This window comes from Aquibacillus albus (assembly GCF_016908325.1).
Lineage (GTDB): Bacteria > Bacillota > Bacilli > Bacillales > Amphibacillaceae > Aquibacillus_A > Aquibacillus_A albus.
In genome coordinates, this window is record NZ_JAFBDR010000039.1 from 1 (window position 1) to 25,497 (window position 25,497).

23 protein-coding genes and 1 tRNA gene are annotated in these 25,497 nt (G+C 36.2%); 6 read left to right on the forward strand and 18 right to left on the reverse strand.

What is annotated here, in order from left to right; all coding sequences use genetic code 11:
• Positions 1 to 660: 660 nt before the first annotated feature.
• The 4 genes from betA to JOC48_RS20280 form a co-directional block, all read right to left on the reverse strand.
• Entirely contained in the window at positions 661 to 2,355 is a 1,695-nt protein-coding gene (gene betA / locus JOC48_RS20265; RefSeq protein WP_204502238.1) for a choline dehydrogenase, read from the reverse strand.
• A 525-nt stretch (positions 2,356 to 2,880) separates the two neighbouring features.
• A complete protein-coding gene (locus JOC48_RS20270; protein ID WP_204502239.1) occupies positions 2,881 to 3,204 on the reverse strand; it encodes an MATE family efflux transporter in 324 nt (107 codons plus the stop codon).
• Positions 3,205 to 3,339: 135 nt separating this feature from the next.
• Positions 3,340 to 3,858, reverse strand: coding sequence for a spermidine/spermine N(1)-acetyltransferase (gene paiA / locus JOC48_RS20275; protein WP_204502240.1), 519 nt, complete (start codon positions 3,856 to 3,858; stop codon positions 3,340 to 3,342).
• A 147-nt stretch (positions 3,859 to 4,005) separates the two neighbouring features.
• Entirely contained in the window at positions 4,006 to 4,614 is a 609-nt protein-coding gene (locus JOC48_RS20280) for an FMN-binding negative transcriptional regulator (protein WP_204502241.1), read from the reverse strand.
• A gap of 143 nt (positions 4,615 to 4,757) precedes the next feature.
• Here JOC48_RS20280 and pdxR point away from each other — a divergent pair, with 143 nt between their 5' ends.
• On the forward strand, positions 4,758 to 6,137 hold the full coding sequence (pdxR, locus tag JOC48_RS20285) for a MocR-like pyridoxine biosynthesis transcription factor PdxR (RefSeq protein WP_204502242.1): 1,380 nt from the start codon (positions 4,758 to 4,760) through the stop codon (positions 6,135 to 6,137).
• A 674-nt stretch (positions 6,138 to 6,811) separates the two neighbouring features.
• On the opposite strand, the gene JOC48_RS20290 is transcribed toward pdxR, so the two are convergent.
• Both JOC48_RS20290 and JOC48_RS20295 read right to left on the reverse strand, forming a co-directional pair.
• Entirely contained in the window at positions 6,812 to 7,543 is a 732-nt protein-coding gene (locus tag JOC48_RS20290) for a Fic family protein (protein ID WP_204502243.1), read from the reverse strand.
• Positions 7,544 to 7,773: 230 nt separating this feature from the next.
• Positions 7,774 to 10,125 (reverse strand): TOTE conflict system archaeo-eukaryotic primase domain-containing protein, encoded by a 2,352-nt coding sequence (locus JOC48_RS20295; protein WP_204502244.1) that lies wholly within the window; start codon positions 10,123 to 10,125, stop codon positions 7,774 to 7,776.
• A gap of 795 nt (positions 10,126 to 10,920) precedes the next feature.
• Here JOC48_RS20295 and JOC48_RS20300 point away from each other — a divergent pair.
• Positions 10,921 to 11,286 carry a hypothetical protein gene (locus JOC48_RS20300; protein WP_204502245.1) on the forward strand — a complete coding sequence of 122 codons (366 nt, stop codon included), beginning with the start codon at positions 10,921 to 10,923 and terminating at the stop codon, positions 11,284 to 11,286.
• Positions 11,287 to 12,261: 975 nt separating this feature from the next.
• On the opposite strand, the gene JOC48_RS20305 is transcribed toward JOC48_RS20300, so the two are convergent.
• The 5 genes from JOC48_RS20305 to groES form a co-directional block, all read right to left on the reverse strand.
• A complete protein-coding gene (locus tag JOC48_RS20305; protein WP_204502246.1) occupies positions 12,262 to 12,645 on the reverse strand; it encodes a retropepsin-like aspartic protease in 384 nt (127 codons plus the stop codon).
• Entirely contained in the window at positions 12,642 to 12,902 is a 261-nt protein-coding gene (locus tag JOC48_RS20310) for a hypothetical protein (RefSeq protein WP_204502247.1), read from the reverse strand. The genes JOC48_RS20305 and JOC48_RS20310 overlap by 4 nt, the downstream gene beginning before the upstream one ends.
• A gap of 239 nt (positions 12,903 to 13,141) precedes the next feature.
• Complete coding sequence (locus JOC48_RS20315; RefSeq protein WP_204502248.1) at positions 13,142 to 13,474, reverse strand: hypothetical protein; 333 nt, start codon at positions 13,472 to 13,474, stop codon at positions 13,142 to 13,144.
• Positions 13,475 to 14,436: 962 nt separating this feature from the next.
• A complete protein-coding gene (groL, locus tag JOC48_RS20320; protein WP_204502249.1) occupies positions 14,437 to 16,074 on the reverse strand; it encodes a chaperonin GroEL in 1,638 nt (545 codons plus the stop codon).
• Positions 16,075 to 16,146: 72 nt separating this feature from the next.
• Entirely contained in the window at positions 16,147 to 16,431 is a 285-nt protein-coding gene (gene groES, locus JOC48_RS20325) for a co-chaperone GroES (RefSeq protein ID WP_204502250.1), read from the reverse strand.
• 259 nt (positions 16,432 to 16,690) lie between these two features.
• On the opposite strand from groES, the gene JOC48_RS20330 reads away from it, so the two are divergent.
• Positions 16,691 to 17,398, forward strand: a complete 708-nt coding sequence (locus tag JOC48_RS20330) for a CPBP family intramembrane glutamic endopeptidase (protein ID WP_204502251.1) — start codon at positions 16,691 to 16,693, stop codon at positions 17,396 to 17,398.
• A 6-nt stretch (positions 17,399 to 17,404) separates the two neighbouring features.
• The gene (locus JOC48_RS20335; protein ID WP_204502252.1) at positions 17,405 to 17,605 is read left to right on the forward strand and encodes a YdiK family protein; all 201 of its coding nucleotides are present in this window, start codon (positions 17,405 to 17,407) and stop codon (positions 17,603 to 17,605) included.
• Positions 17,606 to 17,684: 79 nt separating this feature from the next.
• Here JOC48_RS20335 and JOC48_RS20340 read toward each other — a convergent pair whose 3' ends face one another.
• Positions 17,685 to 18,329 carry a redox-sensing transcriptional repressor Rex gene (locus JOC48_RS20340; protein ID WP_204502253.1) on the reverse strand — a complete coding sequence of 215 codons (645 nt, stop codon included), beginning with the start codon at positions 18,327 to 18,329 and terminating at the stop codon, positions 17,685 to 17,687.
• 254 nt (positions 18,330 to 18,583) lie between these two features.
• On the opposite strand from JOC48_RS20340, the gene JOC48_RS20345 reads away from it, so the two are divergent.
• Entirely contained in the window at positions 18,584 to 20,509 is a 1,926-nt protein-coding gene (locus tag JOC48_RS20345) for an ABC-F family ATP-binding cassette domain-containing protein (protein WP_204502254.1), read from the forward strand.
• Between the two features lie 347 nt (positions 20,510 to 20,856).
• On the opposite strand, the gene tsaD is transcribed toward JOC48_RS20345, so the two are convergent.
• Genes tsaD through thiL form a run of 5 tightly spaced genes read right to left on the reverse strand, consistent with a single transcriptional unit; the run spans position 20,857 to position 24,472 of the window.
• The gene (tsaD, locus tag JOC48_RS20350) at positions 20,857 to 21,894 is read right to left on the reverse strand and encodes a tRNA (adenosine(37)-N6)-threonylcarbamoyltransferase complex transferase subunit TsaD (protein ID WP_204502255.1); all 1,038 of its coding nucleotides are present in this window, start codon (positions 21,892 to 21,894) and stop codon (positions 20,857 to 20,859) included.
• Positions 21,891 to 22,334 (reverse strand): ribosomal protein S18-alanine N-acetyltransferase, encoded by a 444-nt coding sequence (gene rimI, locus JOC48_RS20355; RefSeq protein WP_204502256.1) that lies wholly within the window; start codon positions 22,332 to 22,334, stop codon positions 21,891 to 21,893. Before rimI ends, tsaD begins: the two co-directional genes overlap by 4 nt.
• Positions 22,334 to 23,035, reverse strand: coding sequence for a tRNA (adenosine(37)-N6)-threonylcarbamoyltransferase complex dimerization subunit type 1 TsaB (gene tsaB, locus JOC48_RS20360; protein WP_204502257.1), 702 nt, complete (start codon positions 23,033 to 23,035; stop codon positions 22,334 to 22,336). Before tsaB ends, rimI begins: the two co-directional genes overlap by 1 nt.
• Positions 23,032 to 23,487 carry a tRNA (adenosine(37)-N6)-threonylcarbamoyltransferase complex ATPase subunit type 1 TsaE gene (tsaE, locus tag JOC48_RS20365; RefSeq protein ID WP_204502258.1) on the reverse strand — a complete coding sequence of 152 codons (456 nt, stop codon included), beginning with the start codon at positions 23,485 to 23,487 and terminating at the stop codon, positions 23,032 to 23,034. The genes tsaB and tsaE overlap by 4 nt, the downstream gene beginning before the upstream one ends.
• Positions 23,488 to 23,497: 10 nt before the next feature.
• Positions 23,498 to 24,472, reverse strand: coding sequence for a thiamine-phosphate kinase (gene thiL / locus JOC48_RS20370; RefSeq protein ID WP_204502259.1), 975 nt, complete (start codon positions 24,470 to 24,472; stop codon positions 23,498 to 23,500).
• 260 nt (positions 24,473 to 24,732) lie between these two features.
• On the opposite strand from thiL, the gene JOC48_RS20375 reads away from it, so the two are divergent.
• Complete coding sequence (locus JOC48_RS20375) at positions 24,733 to 25,101, forward strand: YuzC family spore coat inner layer protein (RefSeq protein WP_204502260.1); 369 nt, start codon at positions 24,733 to 24,735, stop codon at positions 25,099 to 25,101.
• 205 nt (positions 25,102 to 25,306) lie between these two features.
• Here the strand turns inward: JOC48_RS20375 and JOC48_RS20380 are convergent.
• Positions 25,307 to 25,383, reverse strand: a tRNA-Asp gene (locus JOC48_RS20380).
• Positions 25,384 to 25,497 lie beyond the last annotated feature (114 nt).

Consider the following 25,497-nt stretch of genomic DNA (forward strand, 5'->3'; position numbering starts at 1 on the left):
TATAACAAAAAAAAGACCCTGCAAAACAGAGTCAGTAAAAAGTTCAAGGACAAGCCTCTTTTTTTAAACTGTCTATTCTACAGGGTCCATTTTAGAGAGACTAGCTTCTTTTGTATTTATCCTCTTTACGTATTCTTTATTGATATTTACTACATAGTTGACACATAATGCGACATAACCTACCGCTTCGGAAATACACTTCGCTTTCCGCGGGCGGCTGGTGAGCCTCCTTGTGAATTACACGAATGTCAGCTTTTCGTCTAGTTTCTGCTCATTTCCTCGATGAATTACATGAATATATAAATCCACTAACAGCGTAGGAAATTCACGTAGACTACTCGAAAATAAAGATCAATTTTCTTCGTGTGATGTAACGCTGCCGAAGCCTTCCTTGTCCTGCGGGAACAGCACGTGCCCGCGGAAAGCGAAGTGTTCTGCCGATGCGATATCCCAGCACTCATTTTAATTTCACTGTATGTCGCATTAATCTTATACTGCATATTTATCTTTTGTTATGCATATAGTTTTTAAGCTTTTATTAAAAGCAACAATCTTTTAGAAAACATCCTTTATACAACCAAAAAAAGAGAAGGCACTCTTTCATAAAATGTATGCTTTGAGCGCAACTACATTTTGAAAAAGTCCTTCTCATGGAAAGTATTATTTTGCCTTAGCTTTTATTGTGCCTGCGTCAGCTGGATGTACTCCATGACGGTAAAAGTCGGCATGAATAGGCTCCAGTGGGTTACGTCCAAGGATTAAGTCCGCTGCCTTTTCCGCCAACATCAATACCGGCGCATGAATATTACCGTTAGTAACGTAAGGCATGGCAGACGCATCGACCACTCGTACATTGTCGAGCCCATGCACCTTCATGGTTTGCGGATCTACGACAGACATAGGGTCTGAAGCTGGTCCCATTTTTGCCGTGCACGACGGATGAAGCGCAGTCTCGGCATCTTTCGCCACCCAATCCAAAATCTCCTCGTCTGTTTGAACGGAAGGACCAGGTGCGATTTCTCCTGAATTGTAGGGTGCCATAGCTGGCTGAGACATAATTTCACGTGAAATTTTCACCGCTTCAATCCACTCACGTCGGTCCTGTTCAGTCGAAAGATAATTGTAGACCATGCTCGGATGCTCTTTAGGATCTTTTGAACGAATCTTTAATGACCCTCGTGCATCAGAGTACATAGGTCCGACGTGTACCTGGAATCCGTGATCAGTGTCCGCTTTTTTTCCATCGTACCGTACCGCTACTGGAAGGAAATGGAACATCAAATTTGGATAATCCACTTCCTCATTCGAACGAACAAAGCCTCCGCCTTCAAAATGGTTGGTTGCTGCTGGACCTTTGCGTCCAAGCAACCACTGCAAACCGATCCAAGGCATCTTCGCTTTATTTAAGTTAGGCTGCTCAGAAACCGGTAGCGGACAAGCGTATTGGATGTAAGCTTCGAGATGATCCTGAAGGTTTTCTCCTACACCTGGAAGATCAACTACTGGTTTGATACCAATGGAGCGCAAGTGCTCAGCATCGCCCACGCCTGACAGTTGAAGTAGCTGCGGCGTATTGATTGCACCACCAGCGAGGATAACTTCCCCTGCAGTGACCTGATGAGTTTTCCCATCTCGTTGATATGTCACGCCGCTTGCTCGGGTACCATTGAAATCGATACTCGTAACAAAAGCACGAGTCTTCACAGTGAGGTTCTGGCGCTTCATAGCTGGATGCAGATATGCACGTGAAGGTCCAAACCGCCTACCTTTATATACATGCTTATCAAACGGTGCAAATCCTTCTTGTCGAAAACCGTTCACATCAGGGATTCGCGTGTATCCAGCCTCGACAGCTGAGTCAAAGAAGGCTTGGAATAAAGGATTAGTAGCTGGTCCGCGTTCCAATTTGAGAGGACCATCGTGGCCACGAAGCTCATCCTCTGGATCCGCGGCTAAAGCATTTTCCATGCGTTTGAAATATGGCAGACAGTGTGCAAAATCCCACGTTTCCATACCTGGGTCAGCTCCCCAACGTTCATAGTCCAGTGGATTACCACGTTGGAAAATCATACCGTTGATTGAGCCCGAACCTCCGAGCACCTTTCCACGAGCGTGCTTGATTCGTCGTCCATTCATATAAGGTTCAGGGTCAGATTCGTATCTCCAGTCGTATAATGGTTTCCCTGCTGGAAAAGGCAAAGCTGCTGGCATTTGGATCAATAGGTCCCATGAAAAATCCTTACGTCCTGCCTCCAAAACAAGCACACTTCGTTTCCCATCTTCACTAAGACGATCGCCGAGTACAGAACCCGCACTACCGCCACCAATAATAACGTAGTCATATGTTTTATTCATCTTCCAGACCTCCTTAGATGTTGAAAATTGAATGCAGTGACTAAAACAATATGAGTAGCATTCATTAAAAATCCTCCTTCAACTATTGAAACCAGTTAATAGTTTGCTAGTTTTTTATATAAAATTTATTCTCAGGCTTGAGATACCGATATATGTTTACTTTCTGTGTATTCTTCCAATCCGGTTTTGCCTAACTCACGTCCAACCCCAGACTGTTTATATCTACCCAATTAGCCTTCGTATTAATTTTGTTAAATTTTTATTTAACGTATTTAATGTTTTTAATATACCATATTGGTTTTTTTTTGTAAACCGACGTTTATATTCTTTTTTATATTTTTTGATATTCACTCAAAATAGGTTTTAGGTAAAAAGAAAAGCATTGGAAATCCCGCGAACGGAAATTACCAATGCTTTTTTATGAAATAGCTTTATCTTACTAAAATAATGAAGGGTGTTTACACTCTATATGGGTGGAGTGGTACTCGCAGATAGAATGGTGTAATTGTGTTTACTTTATATCGGTCATGCAGACGAGTCCATTGTATTAGAAAAAACCATGAGAGCAAAGGGAGCACCCCAAATTCGAATATCATAATATAATCCAGCTTGATCAGCTACTCCAGAAGTTTGGTTTATGACCTTTAAGGCTATCCATTTAATTGGTTCTTGAAACAGGAGAAAGAATATACCGATGATCGTTGCAAAAACAATCGGTCTTAATAGGGAGTACAGTAATTCAAGATGATTATTGGCACCATGTGCTTGAGAGGCGAATCCTGATGTACTTACTCTTAAAAAGACAAGCACCCAATATAATGTATTAAATATGATGCTACCAACCGCCACACCTCCTATTGTGTACTAAGTATTTTATTGTTAGTTGTTCTTCTTTAAAATAAGTTCTTTCATAATGTCGTAAGTCGTTTTTTCATCTGTAAATTTAAAATGGAAAAAGTACATAATAATCTACCTTTCCAATAGTTATATGAGTGTTTTGAACATCACAAAGTCCGTTTGTTCTTCATCACCCATATAAAAAGAGTGGGTTCCAGTTTGAACAAACCCCATTTTCTTATAAAAGTTAATGGCATTTTCATTTTTTTCCCAAACACCTAGCCAGATTTTCTTTTTATTACGCTCCATCGCAATTTCAATAACCTTATTTAACAGATATTTACCAAGCCCGTGTTTTTGAAACTGGTTCTTTATATAAATCCTCTCGATTTCAAGTGATTCATTTCCCATCTCTTCAGACTGAGCATCATTGATATTGACCTTTAAATAGCCAGCGGCTTCATTATGAACATAAACGAAAAAGAATTGTGATGAGACATTGGACAATTCCTTTTTTAACTGATTTAAATTAAATGCTCTTTCTAAATAGGCATTCATATTTCCAGGTGTATTCTGATCTTTAAATGTTTCGGTAAATGTTTCAATACTTAAATCTTGGAGTATCTGTAGATCTTCAAGGTTGCACTCCTTTAATTTTATAGACATTTGAAGTTCTCGCTCCTTTATCTATCAATAATTTCTCCTATTGGTCTTTTTTACAAACTTATGTTCATCTTTTTTCTTTTCAAACAAATAAAATAAATGTTGTCATCTACCCAATACTTCCTTTAGTTAAAAATTATCTTACCTAAACTATTTGAGGTTATTTTTCATGAGAGATGCTATTTCTATATTGTTTTGTTCAGAAGAGTTTTCAAGCTGTTTTATCACTAACTGTTGTCGTTCGACTGGGTGATTTTGACTTAATTTAGCTTTCGCTTCAATTTTTGTTATTTTTATTTTAAATGCTACAATCCCTTTATTCATTCCTTCAATAAATGTGGAATCAATTTCCTTTAAATTGTATGAGCTATTTGGACTTTCATATTTGCTTACCATATCATTTAGAGCATCGAATATGACTTTCTGATCCTCAAGAATCTCCATATTTCCATATAAATGGATAGACACATAATTCCAAGTTGGGACTGCCATTGTTGTTTCATACCAAGATGGAGATATATAACAGTGAGGACCTTGGAAAACCACAAGAACTTGTTGGCTTTCTACATCCTTCCATTGTCCGTTGGGACGGGCAAAATGACCATATAAAGCACTTTCATCTTTATTTAATGTGAGTGGAAGATGGGTAGCGTATGGTTCTCCATTGTGCTGAGAAAATAAAGTGGCAAAGCTATACTTTTCGATAAAATCATAAATCATTTCTTCATCATTAAGTTGAAAATGTTTTGGTATATACACGATTTAGCTCCTCCTTGATAAAGCCTTTAATGTGGCTATCTGAAATTTTAAGATTTAGGATTTATATGAGTTATTCTATTATGCAAACTGACATTTAAAAAGGTACAATTATTAATAAAAGAATATGTCAGAGGTGATTACAAATGAAAAATGCCATTTTTGCATTAAAAGATGACTCGCCCAAATACAAACAAATCTATGAGCAGTTTAAATTATTTATAGAGAGTGGCGACGTACCAGCTGGTGACCCACTACCATCCATTCGCCAACTTGCAGACTCCCTTCAAGTAAGCCGAAATACGACGTTAATGGCTTATGAGCAGCTTGTTGCTGAAGGTTATATCCGTGGAGAAGGTCGAAAAGGGTATTTCGTAAATGAATTAGATCCACTTTTATTTCAAAATGCCTCAGTTCTTCCTAATAAAAAGCAAACAAACTCTGTGACACCAGCCCTAATTGACTTCCGAGCAGGAGCCGTAGATCAAACCAATTTTCCCCTGAAAATTTGGAGAAGAATAGCAAACCAAGTTTTAACATTAAAGGAGAGTTATCGATACGGGGAACCCTTTGGTGAACTGTGCTTGCGTGAACAAATCTCTAAGTACTTATTACAATCTCGTGGAGTAAAAACAGATCCAAATGCAATTATAATAGGCAGTAGTACCCAACAAATGTTAGTTTATCTCGGACAAATCCTAAAGGATAATTTCAGTAGCATTATTGTAGAGGACCCAGGTTATGATGGAGCAAGGGAGGCTTTTAAATTTCATAATTTCACGCTTGAAACTTTACCAGTTTATGAATCAGGTACTGATTTTTCAAAATTAGAACAAATGACTCCAAGGTTAATCTATGTAACACCCTCCCATCAAAGTCCAATCGGTGTAAGCATGTCTATCCAACAAAGGCAAATGCTAATTCATTGGGCTAACAAGAAGGATGGTTTTATTATCGAAGATGATTATGATAGTGAATTTCGCTATACTCAACAACCATTTCCAGCACTTGCTTCCATTGATTCAACAAGAGTCATTTACTTAGGGAATTTCTCAAAGTCCTTTCTTCCAGGAATCCGTTTAAGTTATATGGTATTGCCACAAAAACTTTTAAACCGTTATAAAAATCAATTTCTTCATTTCGAGAGTACCACTTCACTTCTTAGCCAGCTTACAATGGCTAAATTTATGGAAGATGGAGAATGGATTCGCCATATTAAACGAATGCGTCTTGTTTATAAACGAAAAATGCAATGCTTAGTTTCAGAATTAAAAAAACAATTCAAACAAAATATATCTATTATTGGGGAGCAATCTGGTTTGTACTTATTAGTTAAGATACATCTAAAACGTTCAGAGGAATGGCTAATTGAACACGCTTCCTATTTTGGTATTAAGGTGTATCCTACCTCCATTTATTCCATAAAAAATCATTCTGATGATCCAATTATTAAACTTGGGTTTAGTAATCTTACGTGTGAGGAAATCCAGTTAGGTGTAAATCTTTTAAAAGAGGCTTGGTCATAAAAAGCTCCGTAGTAGTTGTATCCCTTAACCTGCATAGGAACGTTGGGGGCAAACCCAGGAGGATGAAGTATGTGCTGCATCCTCTATTTTTATTCTCTTTTTAAGCTATGCCGATATATAAGTGAATTCCTTAACAAAAGGGCTCTAAAAATGGATCTTTGTTGCGCAGCAGTATAAGTCTACTACGTAATACAAGAGTTAACCAGGATCGTTTGCAGAAGACTGATTATATTGAAATTCGATCAATTTTTTATAACCTTTTTGATTCTCAAAACTATGGTTTTATATGCTTTATTACCAAATAACTAGAAATTATAACATCCAATTAACCCATAAATACAAACAATAAAAAAGAAGCTTCTCAAAAGTGACATAACTAATGAGAAGCCTCTAAAAATTCTACACTATGTTAGATGCTCAAAGATGTTTATTTATCAAGGGTTTCGGAGGCTATCACATCATGCCACCCTATGGTGAGATTGTGTAATATCTTACACGTTATGTTCGAACAGTGCGTTATATCAAGGTTTTGTTAAATTCTTACTGTAACATCTTTAACGGGGATTTATTGTTTTTTACTGGATTGCGTTAGCAAAATGTTAGCATCTCAGGAAAAATTGATGTTGGGTGTCTATCTTAAGACTTGCTACTCTACTTGATATTAACTAAGCAAGTTAATTTATTGTACTTAAATATAAGTTTAATGAATCTTCTACTTCGTCCGCGACTAACTTAATAAAGTCATCATACTCTTTTTGTGTATGTGCTTTATCTAATGCTTCATAATAAGCTAAACGATTTTCCACTTTAATAACAATTGGCGGGAAACCATCTTTCATGAGCTCTAAATTTAATAACAAACGTGATGTCCGACCATTTCCATCAATAAAAGGGTGAATCCCAACAAAAATGGCATGTAGCATAGCTCCACGCGCAATTGGATGCAACTTTTTCGTTTCTGCTTGTTCATACCATGCCATCAACTGCTCCATTTCTTCTTTTATAAGGAAGGGATCCGGAGGTATATGTTTAGCACCAGAAATAAATACTTGCTGGTCCCGATATACACCTGCATATTCATCATCAATTCCTTTTAGTACGAGTCGGTGTAGATTCTTAATTTGCCACTCAGACATAGGTTCAGCCTTTTGTACAATCTCTTCGACATATGTTATGGCATCCCGGTGGTTAATAACCTCCAAGTGTTCACGTAGAGTTTTACCACCAACGGTAATCCCTTCTAGAACTACCTTCGTTTCGTTAATAGTTAACGTGTTTCCTTCAATTGCATTTGTATTATATGTCCACTCGAGAAATAACTTTTCACGTAAGCTTTTTACTGTATATTTAGGTAACGGTCGATTGGCATCTAGATATTCCTTCTTTTGATCGATATGTTCGAACACTCGCTTCACCTCTCCCATAGAAACATATACTTAAACTGAGAATACCATCGAAATACTTGATAAAAATATTTCTAATTTGATCTTATCCATTTCCTAATTTCATTTTAATCTGAAATCTTTTAAAAAACAGCTTTTATTGCAAAAGTTCAGCTAATTTTTAGAATGGTAACAAGAAGAAATAGGAGGGTCTTTTAGTAAATTCTTTATATGGCTTTATTTATTTCAAACTACTAGAACAACTGAATTTGTTGGCTTTTCTCTTTGTTTTCACCATATAGACTGTAACCAATATTTTTATATCCCTGTAACCGCTTTTCAAACATTTTCTGTAAAACCTCCACATTCGAATCTACATAATCAAACACTTTTACTTCATCTTTACCACTATGATCACGATGAAGCCGTCCTACATACTGTTGTAATGTTCCTTTCCAAGAGATTGGCATTGTTAGAAAGAGTGTATCCAATCTAGAATCATCAAACCCTTCTCCAACATATTTACCTGTTGCAATTAACAATCTCTCCTCACTATCAGGCAATTTAATTAACTCTTGTATCTTTTGTTGCCGGTCTTTTTTCTTCATAGCTCCTGTTAAAGTAATAATATTTTTAGCAAATCCCTTGAAAAGCTCATAAAGCTCATTTACATGGTCTAAACGTTCCGTTAATACTATAGGAGATCGTTTTTCATCTAGAGCTTGTAAAACATCATTAAAAATCATTTCGTTTCGTTTTTTATTAGTAGATAACAAAGAATATATAGCTTGTATATCAGTTTCATTCGTTTTCATTATTGTTTCTCTTTTTACAAGGGTTTGTTTAAACGGTCGAATATTTGCTTGCTGTTTTTTATTCGTTTTATACCTTATAGGTCCACACTGCATAAATATTATCGGGTGCAAACCATCTTTCCTAACTGGGGTAGCTGTTAAACCATACACTTTTTTTGCTCGAACAGCTTTTAATACCTTTTCAAAGCTGACAGCTGAGATATGATGACATTCATCCACGATAATTTGCCCGTAATGATGTAACTCAGGTTTTATTGAACCGTTACGATTAAGCGATTGAATCGTAGCTATATCTATGTGAAGGCTTGGTTTATTTTTCCCACCACCAATTTGACCAATTTCTTTTACTGGGATGTTTAAAAAAGTGGATAAACGCTCTTTCCATTGTTCAACTAACTGTGTTCGATGCACAATTATCAGTGTATTGATTTCATTTCTACTAATTAATGCTGCAGCTGTCACTGTTTTTCCAAAACCAGTATCTGCTGCTAATACTCCATTGTCATGTTTACCCATAGAAGTTACAGCATCCTCTTGTTGAATAGTAAGTTGACCATAAAATTTAACATCGATAGACTTTCCTTCGAATTGATTGTTTAGTATTTTAAGTGATATTTTATATTTGAAGAAAATTTCCTCCACTTTTTCTATTAGACCTCTTGGGAATATAAGCATATCGTCATTCACCTGTGTACAATCAATCATTCTAGGAATTCGATGAGTAGAAAAACGCTTTGCTTGCGCTTTAAAAAACTCTGGATTTCCAAATGTCGCAAGTTTTTGTAATTCATTTAGTATCTTACTAGGTAATAAACTCTTTGGAATTTGAATACCCTGATTTAATTCAATGGTAACTTCTTTTGGTAAATTACTATTCTCAGCTTTCTCTTTTACCATAATAGGACTCTCTTCGTCAGAGAAGTTTTTTACAATTTGTAAGATGTTTCTTTCAGATACCTTTTCTATAGAGGATAAATAATGCCATTGATCAGCGTATTCCTGAAATGAATCATTTACAAATACACTATTCCCCTTGATTTTTGCTTGTTTCTGTAATGGAAGAGCTATTAAATTGCCAAAACCACCTTTAGGTAATTGATCTTGGTTCGGAAACATTCTATCAAAGGAATCCATTCCAACTTCAAAGCGTTTTTCACTTGTTTTGGATAATAAAATACTACCAAATTTTCTAGCTAGCGAAGCATTTATTGCCTTTTCAAAAAAGAACCAAATATGAGCACCTTCTCCTGAGCGTGAACGTTCAATGTGATATGGCAACCCTAAGTTTTTCGAGGTTTCAATAAATGCACGTACATCATCTTGCCATTGTTTTTTATCAAAATCCACCGCCAGAAAATAACACGTATTGTCTTCGAGTAACGGATATATTCCTACAGTTTTATTGCCACTTAAATGCTCGTAAATAATTTGAGGAGTTAAGGTATGAAATAATCGATGAGAGCAATCCTGGCATTTAATCTTAGGTTTTCTACAAAGCTCTTTATCCCACTCGTTTCCACATGCAGGTGAATATCCAGATTTACCTGTAGTACTCGATTCCCACCTTTTAGCAAATACATCAGTTCTCCCTCGAAACAGGTTCATAAAAAGTGAAATGGCAGATTTTTCTTTAGGAGTGAAATCAGTCTCTGTTTTCTTTATATTAGATGTTCGATTATAAGATTTATGACGACCTTGTGCTTTATAGAGATCCTTTTTTAATTGTATATTTTCTTTTTTTAGTCTATCAATCTCTTTTAAAGCAGACCTGAGCTGTTCTTGAATATCCATTAGGCTACTCCAATCAATAAAATCTTTAACTCTAGTTTAGCCAAGAATGTCCTTATTTAACAATATTAATCTAATGGAAATAAACATTACGAGAGATAGCATTACGTTTAAATTGATGAAGCTTTCGAATAGTTTATTCCAATTAGACGAGATTTGAAATAAAAAGCCTATTTAATCTAAGGCTCTTTACTCTCTGTTTTATCATTTATTAACCCACGTATGTTAGTAGTAAACAACACTCTATATGTGTTGTTGTATTAGTCATGATGCTGATACACAGAAGTACAAAAGTAAGTTCCTTCATACTTAAAGGCTAAAGTAATCTTAAATTTGTTTGTAACCATAGAGAAGAAAAAAGAGGCTTCTCAAAAGTTTATTAGTCAACTAATGAAAGACCTCTTTTTATTAACATTACATACTATTTCACCCTAATTATGTACTAAACCATGGTTTAGTACAAATGACGGTTAATGTAAGCAACCGCAAGTTCATACGCTTAAGCACAAAAATAACTAATATGTAGCATATATCACTACCATCAGCCAGATTTTACTATATAATAGATTAATGTAAAAAGAACAGAAGGAAATTATAACTAGAAAACGTTACAGTTCCTTTGTTAGTAAAGATGAAGTTATAGGCGAAAAGTCTTTTGTAGATGTTTTTTAATTGATTGAGACCTACTAAGATTGGTTGGAGATATTAGTGATTCAAGTTTCTAGACCATTTGTATAGACCTACAGAACGTTAGTAATGTTAATTTGAATGACAAGACTCAATAAAGGAGACATATTAATGGAAAATAAAGATGAATTAAATGATGATAACATAACTTTCTTTAAGGAAATGATTGCTGTCCCAAGCTGGGGTGCACGAAGGTCTTACTATAAAATACTAAAACACAGGAAATCAGAAAAATTTATACGTTTTATAGGCATTTACAAAGCCTTACGTCCTCTACTTTTAGATAGGTTATCAGAGAGGGAATTGTTTATCTTGGACGAGTTTTATGGTTTGAAAAAAGAATCAATTCCAATTAATGAATTAGCTTCAACTTTATGCATATCAAGAAGTCGCGTTATCCAGGTTCGTAACAATTCCGAAAGAAAAATTCGAAGAGTATTCCATGAATTAAAACGAAAGAATACTAATCTAGTTTGATAACGAGTTCCGTAACCTATCGCAAAATCATATTTTGCACTTGCATATGAAAGTTTATTTGAAATCGCGCTGCATTTTGCGGCACATTTTGTTTGCAAAGGAATAACCAACTTTGTTAAGAACAGAGATTTTTAAAAAGAAAGTACCATGTATTTTTTACAAGGTACTTTTAAAGCATATCCTCTTTTTTTACGAAATTCATTGTTAAATTCAAAAAATTCAAACTAAAAGATTACATTTTAAAAAATAACTTTAAATTCGCTGTTGCAGCAGTATAAGTCTACTCCTTAATAAAAGAGTTACTCTATAGTCTGTGCAATTTAGGTAAAATTGACTATATTTAAAATCATCATTAGGGATACATTTTAATGGTTGTATTTAAAGGCCAACTAAAACTGAAATGGTAAGTAGATTAGCCATTTCCCAGAATTTAACTAGAAGTAGCAATTATAAATAAAGGTAGATTGTAGATCATTAAGTGATTACTATTAATATGAATACGCATCACCTTAAACGTCAGCAAAAGAAAAAGGCTTCTCAAAAGTTTAATCAACTAATGAGAAGCCTCTTTTATATACCTAATGTTAGCATTTTGTTAGAAAATCACTTAAAAATCCTTATATATCAAGGGTTTGAGCGGCAATCTAGTTCCACAGGCTAGATGCTTCCGTCATAAGCAATCCCTCTCCAAGTCCCAAGTTCAGGGACTTTACGCGGTTTTGCTTATGCGTGCGCATCTGAACAAGCCTGTTCCACTTTTTTAAATTACATCATGCCGCCCCTAAGCTGTGAGAGTGTAATATCGTTAACGAGAGGTGCAAAAAATGCGGTGAATCAACGTTTTGGATATTATTAGCTGTAACATCTTTAACGTTTGTTTACCGTTTTTCATGAGATTGCGTTAGCAAAATGTTAGCTTTCTTTAGTGATGATTGAAAACAAAAGAATGAAGCATTTGTTTTCGTATTCTATATTTTACCCTTTACTAACTTCTAGATTTTTAAAATCAATAATCAATTTATTTGAAGAGAAAAAATCACTCCCAATAATCCCATCAAATCCATGCTTTTCCCTAACATCACCAAGTTGTAGGGTGAAATTATTTAGTCGAAACTTGTCTATTATCATACCACTCACTTTTTGTTCAATAATGATTTCAGTCCCACCTATACCATACATCTTACGTGTTATAGCATTTTCTAAATCGAGCAATAAACCAATCTCTTCACATAAATCTGTATCTAATATAGTTGATGAACAGCCAGTATCTAACAAGACATTACCAAATATTTTTTTCCTACCGCTATACTCAATCTCAACAGAAACAAGGGGCAAGTGATCATCCATGTCAAATTTCATATTCCTCTTCTCACTCCTATATATGGTTGCTCAATCACCCTTATTTCTTCATTATTCGTATGAAATATATATAATTCACGATTTTGATTTTCAGCTTGTAATTTTTTATACACTTTCCATGCTGCATTTCCACTCTCAAAATCATCAATTACTGACATTTCTTCAATAACTCTTTCATTATCTACTGTTTTTGATTGCAATGCTTCGACTAAGACACATCGATTTGGAAAATGCTGACGTACTTCAGACCATTTCATAAATATACGCCTCCAATCTATTAGTGATTACTTTATTATTCATTTGAAAGCTCATAAAAAAGGCAAAACTTTCTTGACTAAAATGAAGTATTTATTATTTTTATTTTATTATATCATGTATTACTTCCAGTCATCGTTTTGCCAGGAGTGGTATTTTATTCTTTTATATAGTCTGAGGAGTAATCATTTGCAGTATTTTCACAGAAGAGATATTGAAGAAATTTGTAAAGAGCAAAACTTTAGCCAAAGCACACTGTTACATTCCCTTCTTCTTGTGCTGTTGCTGAACAGTTTAAGAGAAAGTTCAGAATTTGTTTTTCATCCCAACTTAAAGATTCATTTTTTAACAGGGTGGAATCGCCGTTATTGCATAATTTTTTAAATACATCCAAAGCCTTGTCCATTTGTTGTACAGAAAAAGTAGTAGTGTCACCTGACCCGCTGACTCCTGCATTATATTTATCTGCATCGAGCAAACTATACAGTATAGTAGCATTATAGTTTCCCATACTGAATTGTGCATAAGCAATTTCTTTTCCGTTTATATTATGTCCTGTAATATCATGACCCAATATTAATCCACCTCCTTTTTAATTGAACCCTCCCGCCACTTAACGACCTTACGGTCTGTTTGAAGTGGGAGATTCCTAAGAACACCAACCCGACAGTCGGCTTTGATTAGGCTAACCCCGTAACAGTCGGACAATTGAGATAGCTAAAGCTATTCCTTGTCCGAAGGCGGATTCATCCCCACCCTACTCATTGGGATAGCGCCCTTCTCACTCCTTGAAGATGGGGTCTTCTCGCCTGTAATGATAAAAACTTTATACCAGAAACAAAACACACCACAACCGACGACAGTACATAAATAAAATATATTAGATATATCACCTCTTTCAGGTTTGTTTGCTAGGAAGCTTTTTCAAAAAAAGATAGAAAGGATGTTAAGAAGGCCAGAGATACTTGCAACTTATTTTATAGGGATTTTGGATATGTCAGATTATATATAAAGGTAAGTGAGAGGAATTCTGAGGTTGTCTAATAAATATCATAAAATACTGAGGTTGTCTAATAAATATCATAAAATACTAACCTTGTCAACCATCATTGGTTTTAGGATTTCTAATTTTCCCTAAGCTAGTAGTGGGCATATAGATATTACTCCGATCTCAATATTGAACTCATAACTCTTTGAATTTCCAGAACTTTATTGCAAGTTGGTGATAAAGTGTGGCCAACTCTGATTCAACACTACTAAATCAGACATAAGTATCAGCAATTGACCTAAAAATACAAAAGAGGCTTCTCACTAGTTTGTTCAACTATGAGAAGCCCCTATTTCTTTACTAATGTTAGCATTTTGTTAGCAAGTTACTTCAAAGTCCTTATATATCAAGGGTTTGAGCGGCAGTCTAGCTACAAGGGCTAGTCGCTCGCGTCATAAGCAGTTCACCTCCAATGACCAAAGATCAGGTCATTTGCGGCGCTCTGCTTATGCGTGTCGCGCCTGGCGAGCCCTTTCCGCTTCCTAAACTTACATCATGCCGCCCATTCCGCCCATGCCACCCATTCCGGACATGTCAGGCGCACCGCCGCCATCTTCTTCAGGCAGGTCAGCTACTACTGCTTCAGTAGTTAAGAACATCGCTGCAACAGATGCTGCATTTTGTAGAGCAGAGCGAGTTACTTTTGTTGGGTCAACGATACCAGCGTCAATCATATTTACCCAATCACCAGTAGCAGCATTGAAACCAACACCAACCGCTTCACCTTTTAGACGTTCTACGATAATAGAACCTTCTAGTCCAGCGTTGTGAGCAATTTGACGAACTGGTTCTTCTAATGCACGAAGTACGATGCTAGCACCAGTAGCTTCATCACCTACTAGGTCTAGTTCTTTTACTTTACTGTACACATTTATTAGCGCTGTACCACCACCAGAAACGATACCTTCTTGGACAGCAGCACGTGTTGAGTTTAACGCATCTTCAATACGAAGTTTACGTTCTTTCAATTCTGTTTCAGTAGCAGCACCAACTTTAACTACTGCCACACCGCCAGAAAGTTTAGCAAGGCGCTCTTGTAATTTTTCTTTATCGAATTCAGAAGTAGTTTCTTCTGCTTGTGCACGGATTTGTGCAACACGAGAAGAAATTTGTTCTGGATCTCCAGAACCTTCAACAATTGTTGTATGCTCCTTCGTTACAACAACTTTAGAAGCACGGCCTAATTGCTCGATACCTGTGTTTTTAAGATCTAGACCAAGATCTTCTGTGATTACTTCCGCACCAGTTAAAGTAGCAATATCTTCTAGCATTGCTTTACGACGGTCACCGAATCCAGGAGCTTTAACTGCCACTGCATTAAATGTACCACGAAGCTTGTTTACAACAAGTGTTGCAAGTGCTTCGCCTTCTACATCTTCAGCAATTAAAAGAAGTGGCTTGCCTTGTTGCACTACTTGCTCTAATACAGGAAGTACTTCTTGAATATTATTAATTTTCTTATCTGTGATTAAAATGTATGGATCTTCTAGTTCAGCTTCCATTTTATCTTGGTCAGTAACCATGTATGGAGAAGCGTAACCACGATCAAATTGCATACCTTCTACTACTTCTAGCTCTGTGTTAAATCCTTTAGATTCCTCAATCGTGATAACACCATCGTTACCAACGCGCTCCATTGCTTCAGCGATCAATTGACCTACTTCATCATCACCAGAGGAGATAGCAGCAACTTGGGCAATCGATTCTTTACTTTCAATCGGTTTAGAGATTTTACGTAATTCTGCTGTAGCAACTTCAACAGCTTTTTCAATACCACGACGTACACCGACTGGGTTAGCACCAGAAGCTACGTTTTTCAAGCCTTCTTGAATCATCGCTTGAGCAAGTACAGTTGCTGTAGTCGTACCATCACCAGCAACATCATTTGTTTGGGAAGCAACTTCTGATACTAATTGCGCACCCATATTTTCAAAATGATCTTCTAATTCGATTTCTTTAGCAATTGTAACACCATCATTTGTAATAAGTGGTGAACCATATTTCTTATCTAATACTACATTACGACCTTTAGGACCTAATGTCACTTTCACCGCGTTTGCTAGTGTATCTACACCACGAAGCATTGAACGGCGAGCGTCTTCACTAAACTTAATTTCTTTAGCCATTTAAAAGACCTCCTTCATCAATTTTACCTATGATATAAAATTTATTTTACCTCCGCTTAATCTAGTTGACGATTAACCAATAACAGCTAAAATGTCACTTTCGCGAAGAATTAAGTATTCTTTGCCTTCATACTTCACTTCCGTACCTGCGAACTTAGAGAAAATAATTGTATTTCCTTCAGCTACTTCAGGAGCAATTTTTTCTCCATTGTCAGTAACTCTACCAGAACCCACTGCAATTACCTTGCCCTCTTGCGGCTTCTCCTTTGCAGAGTCAGGTAAAACGATTCCGCTTGCAGTTTTTTCTTCTTGAGCTACAAGTTCAATAATGACGCGATCACCTAGTGGTTTTAGCATGTTAAAACCCTCCTTGTTATTTTCGAATGGTTTATTCTTTGTTAGCACTCACCATCAAAGAGTGCTAACACAATTATAATAATAATTAATTGATATAAAATTTGCAAGTAATGAAGTTAATTTTTTTTCGACAATTTTTGACTTTAAAAGAATCGTTCGAATTTTGGACGAACTATTTTAATTCTATTCTATAATTGTGTTAAAATACGTACAATGAAACAGGAGATTCACGTATTATTCCAAAAGGAGTCGTTGTACGTTGCCAAAGAGATATTGGTATATTATTTTCATTTACTTAGCTGCACAGTTATCCGGTGCTATTGTCATACCTTTTATAGGATTCATAGATGTAGACCCAACCGCTTTAGTAGTTGGCTGGCTCGTTATAAGTTTAACAATCGGATTATTCTTCATCCTTTACTTATTACGGGACGAAATGAAACAAGGCATGGAAAGAGGACCAGGTATAGGGTCCATTATATTATGGTGCATTATTGGTTTTTTTCTTGCCTACTTTGCACAATTTGCTTCTATTATGTTCGAAACACATGTGTTAAATATAAAACCTGGTTCGGAAAACACGATGGAGCTTATGAAGGTAGCAAGAGCTGCACCAATATTTATTTTAGTCATTACTGTCATTGCACCAATATTGGAAGAAATCATTTTCAGAAAAATAATTTTTGGTAGTATTTATAAACGAACGAACTTTATACTTGCAGCATTGTCATCTGCATTTATTTTTGCGCTGATTCATAATGACCTGCCACATATTCTTACTTATACAGCTGTTGGGATAGTCTTTGCTTTTCTATACGTACAAACAAAACGAATTATTGTTCCTATTATTGCACACATGATGATCAATAGTTTAGCGGTATTGGGGCAATATCATCTTGATCCAGAAGAGCTTGAAAAAATGCTAGAAGAATTTGAAAAAATACAAATGATTATTATTGGAGGCTAATCATAAATGAGGACTTCACCGCTGTTTATGGCTTCCTTATACTTTGGTATGGGAGTTTTATTTACATATATTGCAATTCAATCCGCAGAAGAAACAATTTGGAATTTTATAACAATCCTACTTGCTTTTTTTGCAACGCTCGACTTCGTTGTTTCCATACGATTGTTTAATTTACACTTGAAGGTTAGAAAATCTAAGAAAGATTAGTGAAAGCTGACGAAACATGGCATTGATTCCATGCATCGTCAGCTTTTTTATAATATTGCAAGACTTTTATCAAATAGGGTTACTCGTCATCTATATCAAGTGGATAATGCTTCATAAAATAAACAAGAGATTGCAGCTCAACTGCAAGGTCAATATGATGAACACGAACTCCTTCTGGAACAGTAATCCTTGCAGGAGTGAAATTTAAAACACCCTTTACCCCGGATGTTACTAAACGGTCGGTTATGCCTTGTGCTTCAGATACAGGAACTGTTAAAATAGCTGCGCTAATTCGATCCATTTTCCGTTCGAGTTCATCAATATCGTAAATTGGAACGCCACCAATTTCTCCCCCAATTTTATTTGGGTCTTTATCGAACGCCATTTCAATCTTAGTATTATTATTTTTTGTAAAATTATAGTGCAAAAAAGCCGTTCCTAAGTTTCCAACCCCTATTAATGCCACGCGTGTGGTTTCATCCTGGTCGAGGGTTTTACGGAAAAAACCCAATAAATATTCGACATTATAGCCATATCCCTTTTTACCCAAAGCTCCAAAATAAGAAAAATCTCTGCGGATTGTAGCCGAGTCTACTTTCACTGCATCACTCAACTCTTTTGATGAAACTCTAAGTTTTCCTTGAATATGCAGGTTATTAAGAAATCGATAATAAAGCGGCAGCCTTTTTGCTGTTGCTTGTGGTATTTTATTTTGATCAGTCATTTAAACTTCCCCTTACGTTTGAGAATATATACCTCTAGTAATATGTCCTTCTTCATCTATAATGGTAAGTGAATGTTGATACCTCTGATAACGTAATCATACTTTAAACTTATTTTAACAAAAAAACACATGTAAAGTCGTGAATTACTTCACTAACTTTATTTTATCGAAATAAAGTAGAAAATTCTACTACCTATTAATGCTTGCTACTTCAAAGACTAGTAAGATACACTTAATTCATTGAGGTGAACATGATGATTTTAATGCAGGTAAATAATCTGACAAAACGCTATGGCGCTGAACTTATATTATCGAATATTAAAATAGAAATTCAAACAAACGATCGAATAGGGATTGTAGGTAGGAATGGTGCTGGTAAGTCAACGTTACTAAAAATAATGGCGAATCAGCTCTCGTATGATGAAGGCACCATTCATAAACCAAAGGATGCTACTGTAGGCTATTTAGCTCAAAATACTGGCTTAGAATCACAGCAGACAATCTGGAACGAAATGCTGCACGTTTTTAGCCATTTAGTGAAAAAAGAAGACGAGCTAAGAAAAATGGAACGACGTATGGGCGATCCTGACTTAATAAATAATAGTGATGCTTATCAGCAACTATTATCTGATTATGATGCAAAACAACAAGCTTTTCGAACACAAGGCGGGTACCAATATGAAGCAGAAATAAAAGCAGTTTTAAACGGATTACACTTTCAGGACTATGACCTTCATACGTCGATAAATGAATTAAGCGGAGGACAAAAAACCCGCCTTGCATTAGGAAAACTGCTCCTTTCAAAGCCTGATGTCTTAATTTTGGATGAACCGACCAACCATTTAGATATCGAAACATTAACATGGCTGGAGGGATATTTAAATAATTACAAAGGTGCTGTTGTCATTGTTTCACACGACAGATATTTCTTAGACAAAACAATTAACCTAGTTTATGAAATTGAACGAAACAAATCCACAAAATTTCATGGTAATTACAGTAAGTATTTAGAACAAAAGGCTGCCAATTATGAACGAGAAATGAAGCAATTTGAAAAGCAGCAAGCGGAAATTAAAAAGATGGAAGACTTTATTCAAAAAAACATTGTTCGTGCTTCTACAACAAAGCGTGCACAAAGTCGCAGAAAACAATTAGAAAAAATGGATAAGATGGACCGCCCTGCCGGTGAAGAAGCATCTGCTAAATTTTCATTTGATATAAATAGAAGAAGTGGGAATGATGTCTTAAAGGTAAAAGACCTCTCTTTCCAATACGAGGATGGCGATGATTCGATATTTTCTAATCTTACGTTTGACGTCTCACGTGGTGACAGTATTGCTCTTGTTGGTCCGAACGGTGTTGGAAAAACAACGTTATTAAAAACAATTATCGGAGATTTCAAACCAAGTAACGGAACAATACAGCTAGGATCTAATGTACAAATAGGATATTACGATCAAGAACAAACCCGGATTAACTCAAACAAAACCGTTCTGCATGAGCTTTGGGACGACTACCCAACGATGAATGAAAAAGATATACGAACAGTATTAGGAAACTTTTTATTTTCAGGCGACGATGTGTTGAAGCCCGTAACTGCGCTCAGTGGTGGAGAAAAAGCTAGATTAGCTTTAGCAAAGTTAATGATGGAAAAATCAAACTTACTGATTTTAGACGAACCTACCAACCATTTAGACCTAGACAGCAAAGAGGTTCTAGAATCAGCCCTGATTGACTTCCCTGGTACGATTCTATTTGTTTCTCATGACAGATACTTCATAAACAAAATCGCGACGCAAATTATTGAAATGCAACCAGATGAATCAACTGTATATTTAGGTGACTATGATTATTATGTTGAAAAAAAGCAAGAAGCGTATGAATTAGAACAGCTGACTCTACAAGAAAACAAGGAAACAAACCAGCCAACAGAGGCTAAATCATCGTTCGAACAAGAGAAAGCTTATAAAAAAGAGCAACGGAAAAGAGAACGACGCATTTCAGAGATTGAGAAAGAAATAGAAAAAATGGAAAAAAATATTGAAGAGAATGAAGATTTATTATGCGATCCTGACATATATCAAGATCATGAAAAGACGCTTGAATTAACGGAACAAAATGAAGAATATAATCTATTAATAGAAACGTTAATGGAAGAATGGGAAGAACTGCAAGAATAGTGGGATGATGCTCACTATTCTTTTTTTGTCGATTTATGCACAGATGCTTTCAACCTAGTAAAAATGAAAAAGTTATCCCACTAATTCACAGGTTTATCCACATATAGGTAGCTTAAATACCAGTTTTCAACAATGTTATTCACATAATCCACAAGAATTATGCTGTTTATCCACAATTTTTATCCTCAGCACAAACACTTTATTTACAGTTAATTTACAATTCTGTCCACAATCTTCATTTTTGATTGTTGATAAGTGTAGAAATATGTAGAAAATTGACCTGTTTACAAAAAATCTTCCACTGTTTAACAGTGGAAGATTTAACAAGATCAAAGTTATGCACATATCTATTCTTTAGCTCTTAAACCGTATGCTTCTAAACTTAACGATGGATTAGCATTGAGATCCCAGCTGGCACGGTGTCCTTGATTAAACGCAACACTACCAGCTGCTGCTATCATTGCCGCGTTATCCGTGCACAATGAGAGCGGAGGGATTCGCAAATCTATTTGTTCCTTTTCAAATATTTTTTGAAGCTCATTTCTTAATCCCTTGTTTGCGGCAACTCCACCGGCTACAATCACTTGTTTCACCTCGTGTTTTTTTGCTGCAAGAAGTGTTTTCTTTGTTAACACTTCAACAACGCTAGCTTGAAAACTAGTAGCAATATCTTCTTTTTTTAATGTGATATTTCGTTGCTCTGCATTATGGAGTTTATTTATCACTGCTGACTTTAAACCACTAAAACTAAAATCGAACGATTCATCCTCTAACCAAGCACGAGGAAAATCAATCGATTCCTCTCCCTGCTCAGCTAATTGATCAATAAATGGTCCCCCAGGATAAGGGAGCTTTAACGTTCTAGCTACTTTGTCATAGGCTTCCCCTGCAGCATCATCCCTTGTTTCCCCGATAACTTCGAATGAACCGTGCTCTTTCATCAAGATTAATTCCGTATGGCCACCTGAAACGACTAATGCAAGCAATGGAAATTCAAATTCCTCTTGTAATCGGTTGGCATAAATATGCCCTGCAATATGATGTACGCCGATTATTGGTTTTTGATTTGCAAACGCAAGTGCTTTAGCTGAACTAACTCCAACTAATAATGCTCCAACAAGTCCAGGTCCTTCTGTTACTGCAATGGCATCTATTTGTTCCATTGTCATCTTTGCTTTATGTAACGTTTCTTCTAACACAAGGGTTATTTGTTCTGTATGATGTCTAGAAGCTATTTCTGGTACAACCCCGCCAAAACGCTTATGACTTTCAATTTGCGATGCCACTACATTTGCAACAATCTCTTTCCCATCTTTTACAATTGCAGCAGCAGTCTCATCACAGCTTGTTTCGATTCCTAATATGTACTCTGTTGAATTTTTCATAAGTTCACCCACATTACTAATGCATCCTCGTTATTATCAGTATAATAATTTTTGCGAATTCCACCAGGTATAAGTCCGAATTGACGATATAAATTTTGTGCTACTACATTCGAAACACGTACCTCTAATGAAAGCCTAGCTGCACCGAGAGCTATCGCCTGATTCAAAACATATTGAAACAATGCTTTTCCAAATTTCCTTCCCCGATATTCAGGCAATAACGCAATATTTGTAATTTGCGCCTCATCAATGACCAACCACATCCCACAATATCCAAATATTCTTCCATCTTCCTCTATAACAAAATAAATGGAATAAGGGTTTTCCGTTAATTCTTTAAAGAATACTTCTTTTGACCACGGAACTCCAAAGGAAGATTGTTCAATAGTTAACACTTGATTAATATCTTTTAACGTCATTTGTCGAATTTGTACCGTCATTATTGCTTATTCCCCTGTTGTTCCAACCACTTCGATTCTGCTTCAGCAAGTCGTAAATAATTTGGTGTTAGTGTATGTGTCTCATCAGGATTTTTGTTCATTCCTGCAATTGCAAGTACTCCAGGGCGCGGGTAATGAAAAAGGTATTCAGGGATAATTGCTAGGTCTCCCATATAATCGCGAATGAGGCTCTCATGAATCGTTATATCCTGACTAAGAAAAACAGTTGGCTTTCCTTCCTCTGCTAACGACTCCAGCCAATCTTTAAATAAAATATTTGCTTCGTCTCGAATGTGTTGTAAACCATCAATTGTACTACCCTTGTATAATCCGGCATAAACAAGTCCCCTTCGCGCATCAAAGAAAGAACAAATCTGGTGCGGGTACATCACTCCTTGTTGTGCAGTAATCTCCAGACTAGATATACCGACAATTGGGATGCCTAATGACCATGCCATGGTCTTTGCTGTCGAAAGCCCAATTCTCACCCCGGTGTATGATCCCGGTCCTTTTGCCACAACAATTTTGTCTAGCTCATTGGGTTGTAATCCAACGTCACTCATTAGTTGGTTGATTGCCGGCATTAATCGTACGGAGTGGTTCTTTTTCACATTCGAACTATATTCTGCTGCTAACTTATCATCCTTTACAATAGCAACACCCATTGTTTGATTTGATGTATCAATCGCCAAAACGTTCATCGTGCTAACTCCTTACAAATGTTTTCATAATAACTCCCTTTAGGATAAAACGTAATGGAACGTGCATGCTCATCTTTTACCTTTATTTCAACATCTAGTCTTTCTTCAGGTAAGAATTCCTCAATAAAAGATGCCCACTCTACAACGGTAATACCTGGACCATTAAAATACTCGTCAAATCCTATATCTTCATCACTGTCCTCTAGACGATATACGTCCATATGATATAAGGGCAGTTCTCCCATATACTCCTTTACAATCGTAAACGTAGGACTATTAATCGTTCTAGTGACGCCAAGGCTTATTCCAAGTCCTTTCGTAAATGTCGTTTTTCCAGCACCTAAGTCACCCTCTAAGGTAATAACAGCTCCAGGCCTTACTAGTAAAGCAAGTTTCTCAGCAAGTTTCATTGTTTCTTCCGATGTATATGTAGTAACTTCATACTTTTTCATTATTTTTCACCTATTTCAAATGTGTATAACCAGATTTATTCAATTGTTTTCCTATGCCATTCTCGATTAGTATCGTATGGCCATTTAAGTTTTGATGATTTGTGACATATCCAATGCTCGTAACTTTTGTATTAGTTGATGCGGCGATTTCTAATACGTAGGGCCAATCCTTTTCTGAAACCGTTCCGATTAACTCAAAATCCTCTCCACCAGACAAAGACCATGCCCTTTGCTGTTCTGCAGAAAAATCTTTGAGAGATTGATGGATAGGAATACGATCATAGTGAATATTCATTGTAACATGAGAAGCTTCCGCAATTTCATTAGCTTCATTTGCAATTCCATCACTAATATCATTCAATGCAACTCTATTTAATTCTTTTAGAGCATTCGAAAAAGCGATTCGTGGCGTTGGCATCCGATGTCTTTGAATGAAATAATTGTATTTATCCATATCATTGTTGTTACCTTCTGATAGTAAGTGAAAGCCCGCTGCAGCATCTCCTAATGTACCAGTAACAAAAATAACATCACCGTCAACAGCATCACTTCTGTATCTAGCTTTATTTTGGTCTACAAAGCCTATAATGGTCACACTAATAACTAATTGACTACCAGAGACAGTATCTCCACCAATCAAGTCTAGCTTATATTGGTTCGCTATATCATTCATCCCTTGATAAATTTCATGTAACTCTTGTTCTGTCCATTCTTTTGGAATGACAATGGATATTAAATAGTAGGCTGGATCACATCCCATTGCAGCCATGTCACTTATGTTGGCAGCAAGTACCCGATAACCAATATGAAAGGGTTCCATTGTTTTACGTGAAAAATGGATATTCTCAACAAATGTATCTACTGCGGTTACTGTATCTTGATAGGATTGCCGAAATACAGCTGCATCATCCCCTATTCCTTTTCGTAAACCAGACCTTTTATAATTCCTCTGTTGAATGCTTTTAATAAACTCAAATTCATTCATAACCCAGACCTCTCTATACATCGATTATAGTAGCTATATTATCATCATAGCAGAAAATAAGTGAAGTTAAAAAATGTAGCTACCTTTTAGTGCACCGATTCAACCCTTCATTCATAATTTAACCATGATGATTATTTCCTACACAGAAAGCCTTAGTCATTCACATATAAAAAGCATGTACCTAAAGAGGAGACACGTAACTGATACAAGTTTTTATGAATATATAATAATTATATATTTAAGAAGGAGGATTTTCTCTCATGTACTATTTCTATCACCCGAGTTACTACCATCCACCTGTATATCATCCTGGATACTATCCAAACTACAGACAGATGCCACCTGTTGACCCTAATCTTCTGTATCAATCAGCAAACGAAACCAAAAAACTCATGGAGGACGCCAGTACAGTTCTTGATAAACTTGCTGATTCAAAAGAATTTGATACTGAATTGATGTATGCTGCGCAAGCATCAGACTACGAAGAGGTTGAACGATTAATTCATTCATTAGGAATAACCTCAAATGTAAATGTACAATTTAATCCTGATGGGTTGAGATTAGAATTCCAATCTCAAGTAACATCTTTAGACTGCTGCCATTTAACCATTACACTTCGGTGGCGCTAGAGATAAATAGGCTTGATATTTTTTCCGGAATGAATGTTCACTTTTAATATAAAGGTGGAATGCCTTTACTTGTGAACACTCTTGGACACCATTTATAAATATAGTCGTAGAATACTGGAGTTGGATGTAGCTAACGTACTCATCCTAGACGAAAAAATGACCTTAGGGGAAACTCCCTAAGGTCATCATTTTTCTAAGTTATGTATGGCGGTCCGGACGGGACTCGAACCCGCGACCTCCTGCGTGACAGGCAGGCATTCTAACCAACTGAACTACCGGACCAATGATTTTTCGCATAGCGAAAATATCTTTCCTTATTTCACAAAAATAATTTGGTTGCGGGGGCAAGATTTGAACTTGCGACCTTCGGGTTATGAGCCCGACGAGCTACCAGAC

Coding starts and splice junctions, on each gene's coding strand:
- betA (WP_204502238.1), bottom strand. CDS start 2,355: ATGAATAAAACATATGACTACGTTATTATTGGTGGCGGTAGTGCGGGT.
- paiA (WP_204502240.1), bottom strand. CDS start 3,858: ATGTCTATAAAATTAAAGGAGTGCAACCTTGAAGATCTACAGATACTC.
- pdxR (WP_204502242.1), top strand. CDS start 4,758: ATGAAAAATGCCATTTTTGCATTAAAAGATGACTCGCCCAAATACAAA.
- JOC48_RS20295 (WP_204502244.1), bottom strand. CDS start 10,125: ATGGATATTCAAGAACAGCTCAGGTCTGCTTTAAAAGAGATTGATAGA.
- JOC48_RS20300 (WP_204502245.1), top strand. CDS start 10,921: ATGGAAAATAAAGATGAATTAAATGATGATAACATAACTTTCTTTAAG.
- JOC48_RS20305 (WP_204502246.1), bottom strand. CDS start 12,645: ATGAAATTTGACATGGATGATCACTTGCCCCTTGTTTCTGTTGAGATT.
- JOC48_RS20310 (WP_204502247.1), bottom strand. CDS start 12,902: ATGAAATGGTCTGAAGTACGTCAGCATTTTCCAAATCGATGTGTCTTA.
- groL (WP_204502249.1), bottom strand. CDS start 16,074: ATGGCTAAAGAAATTAAGTTTAGTGAAGACGCTCGCCGTTCAATGCTT.
- groES (WP_204502250.1), bottom strand. CDS start 16,431: ATGCTAAAACCACTAGGTGATCGCGTCATTATTGAACTTGTAGCTCAA.
- JOC48_RS20335 (WP_204502252.1), top strand. CDS start 17,405: ATGAGGACTTCACCGCTGTTTATGGCTTCCTTATACTTTGGTATGGGA.
- JOC48_RS20340 (WP_204502253.1), bottom strand. CDS start 18,329: ATGACTGATCAAAATAAAATACCACAAGCAACAGCAAAAAGGCTGCCG.
- JOC48_RS20345 (WP_204502254.1), top strand. CDS start 18,584: ATGATTTTAATGCAGGTAAATAATCTGACAAAACGCTATGGCGCTGAA.
- tsaD (WP_204502255.1), bottom strand. CDS start 21,894: ATGAAAAATTCAACAGAGTACATATTAGGAATCGAAACAAGCTGTGAT.
- rimI (WP_204502256.1), bottom strand. CDS start 22,334: ATGACGGTACAAATTCGACAAATGACGTTAAAAGATATTAATCAAGTG.
- tsaB (WP_204502257.1), bottom strand. CDS start 23,035: ATGAACGTTTTGGCGATTGATACATCAAATCAAACAATGGGTGTTGCT.
- tsaE (WP_204502258.1), bottom strand. CDS start 23,487: ATGAAAAAGTATGAAGTTACTACATATACATCGGAAGAAACAATGAAA.
- thiL (WP_204502259.1), bottom strand. CDS start 24,472: ATGAATGAATTTGAGTTTATTAAAAGCATTCAACAGAGGAATTATAAA.
- JOC48_RS20375 (WP_204502260.1), top strand. CDS start 24,733: ATGTACTATTTCTATCACCCGAGTTACTACCATCCACCTGTATATCAT.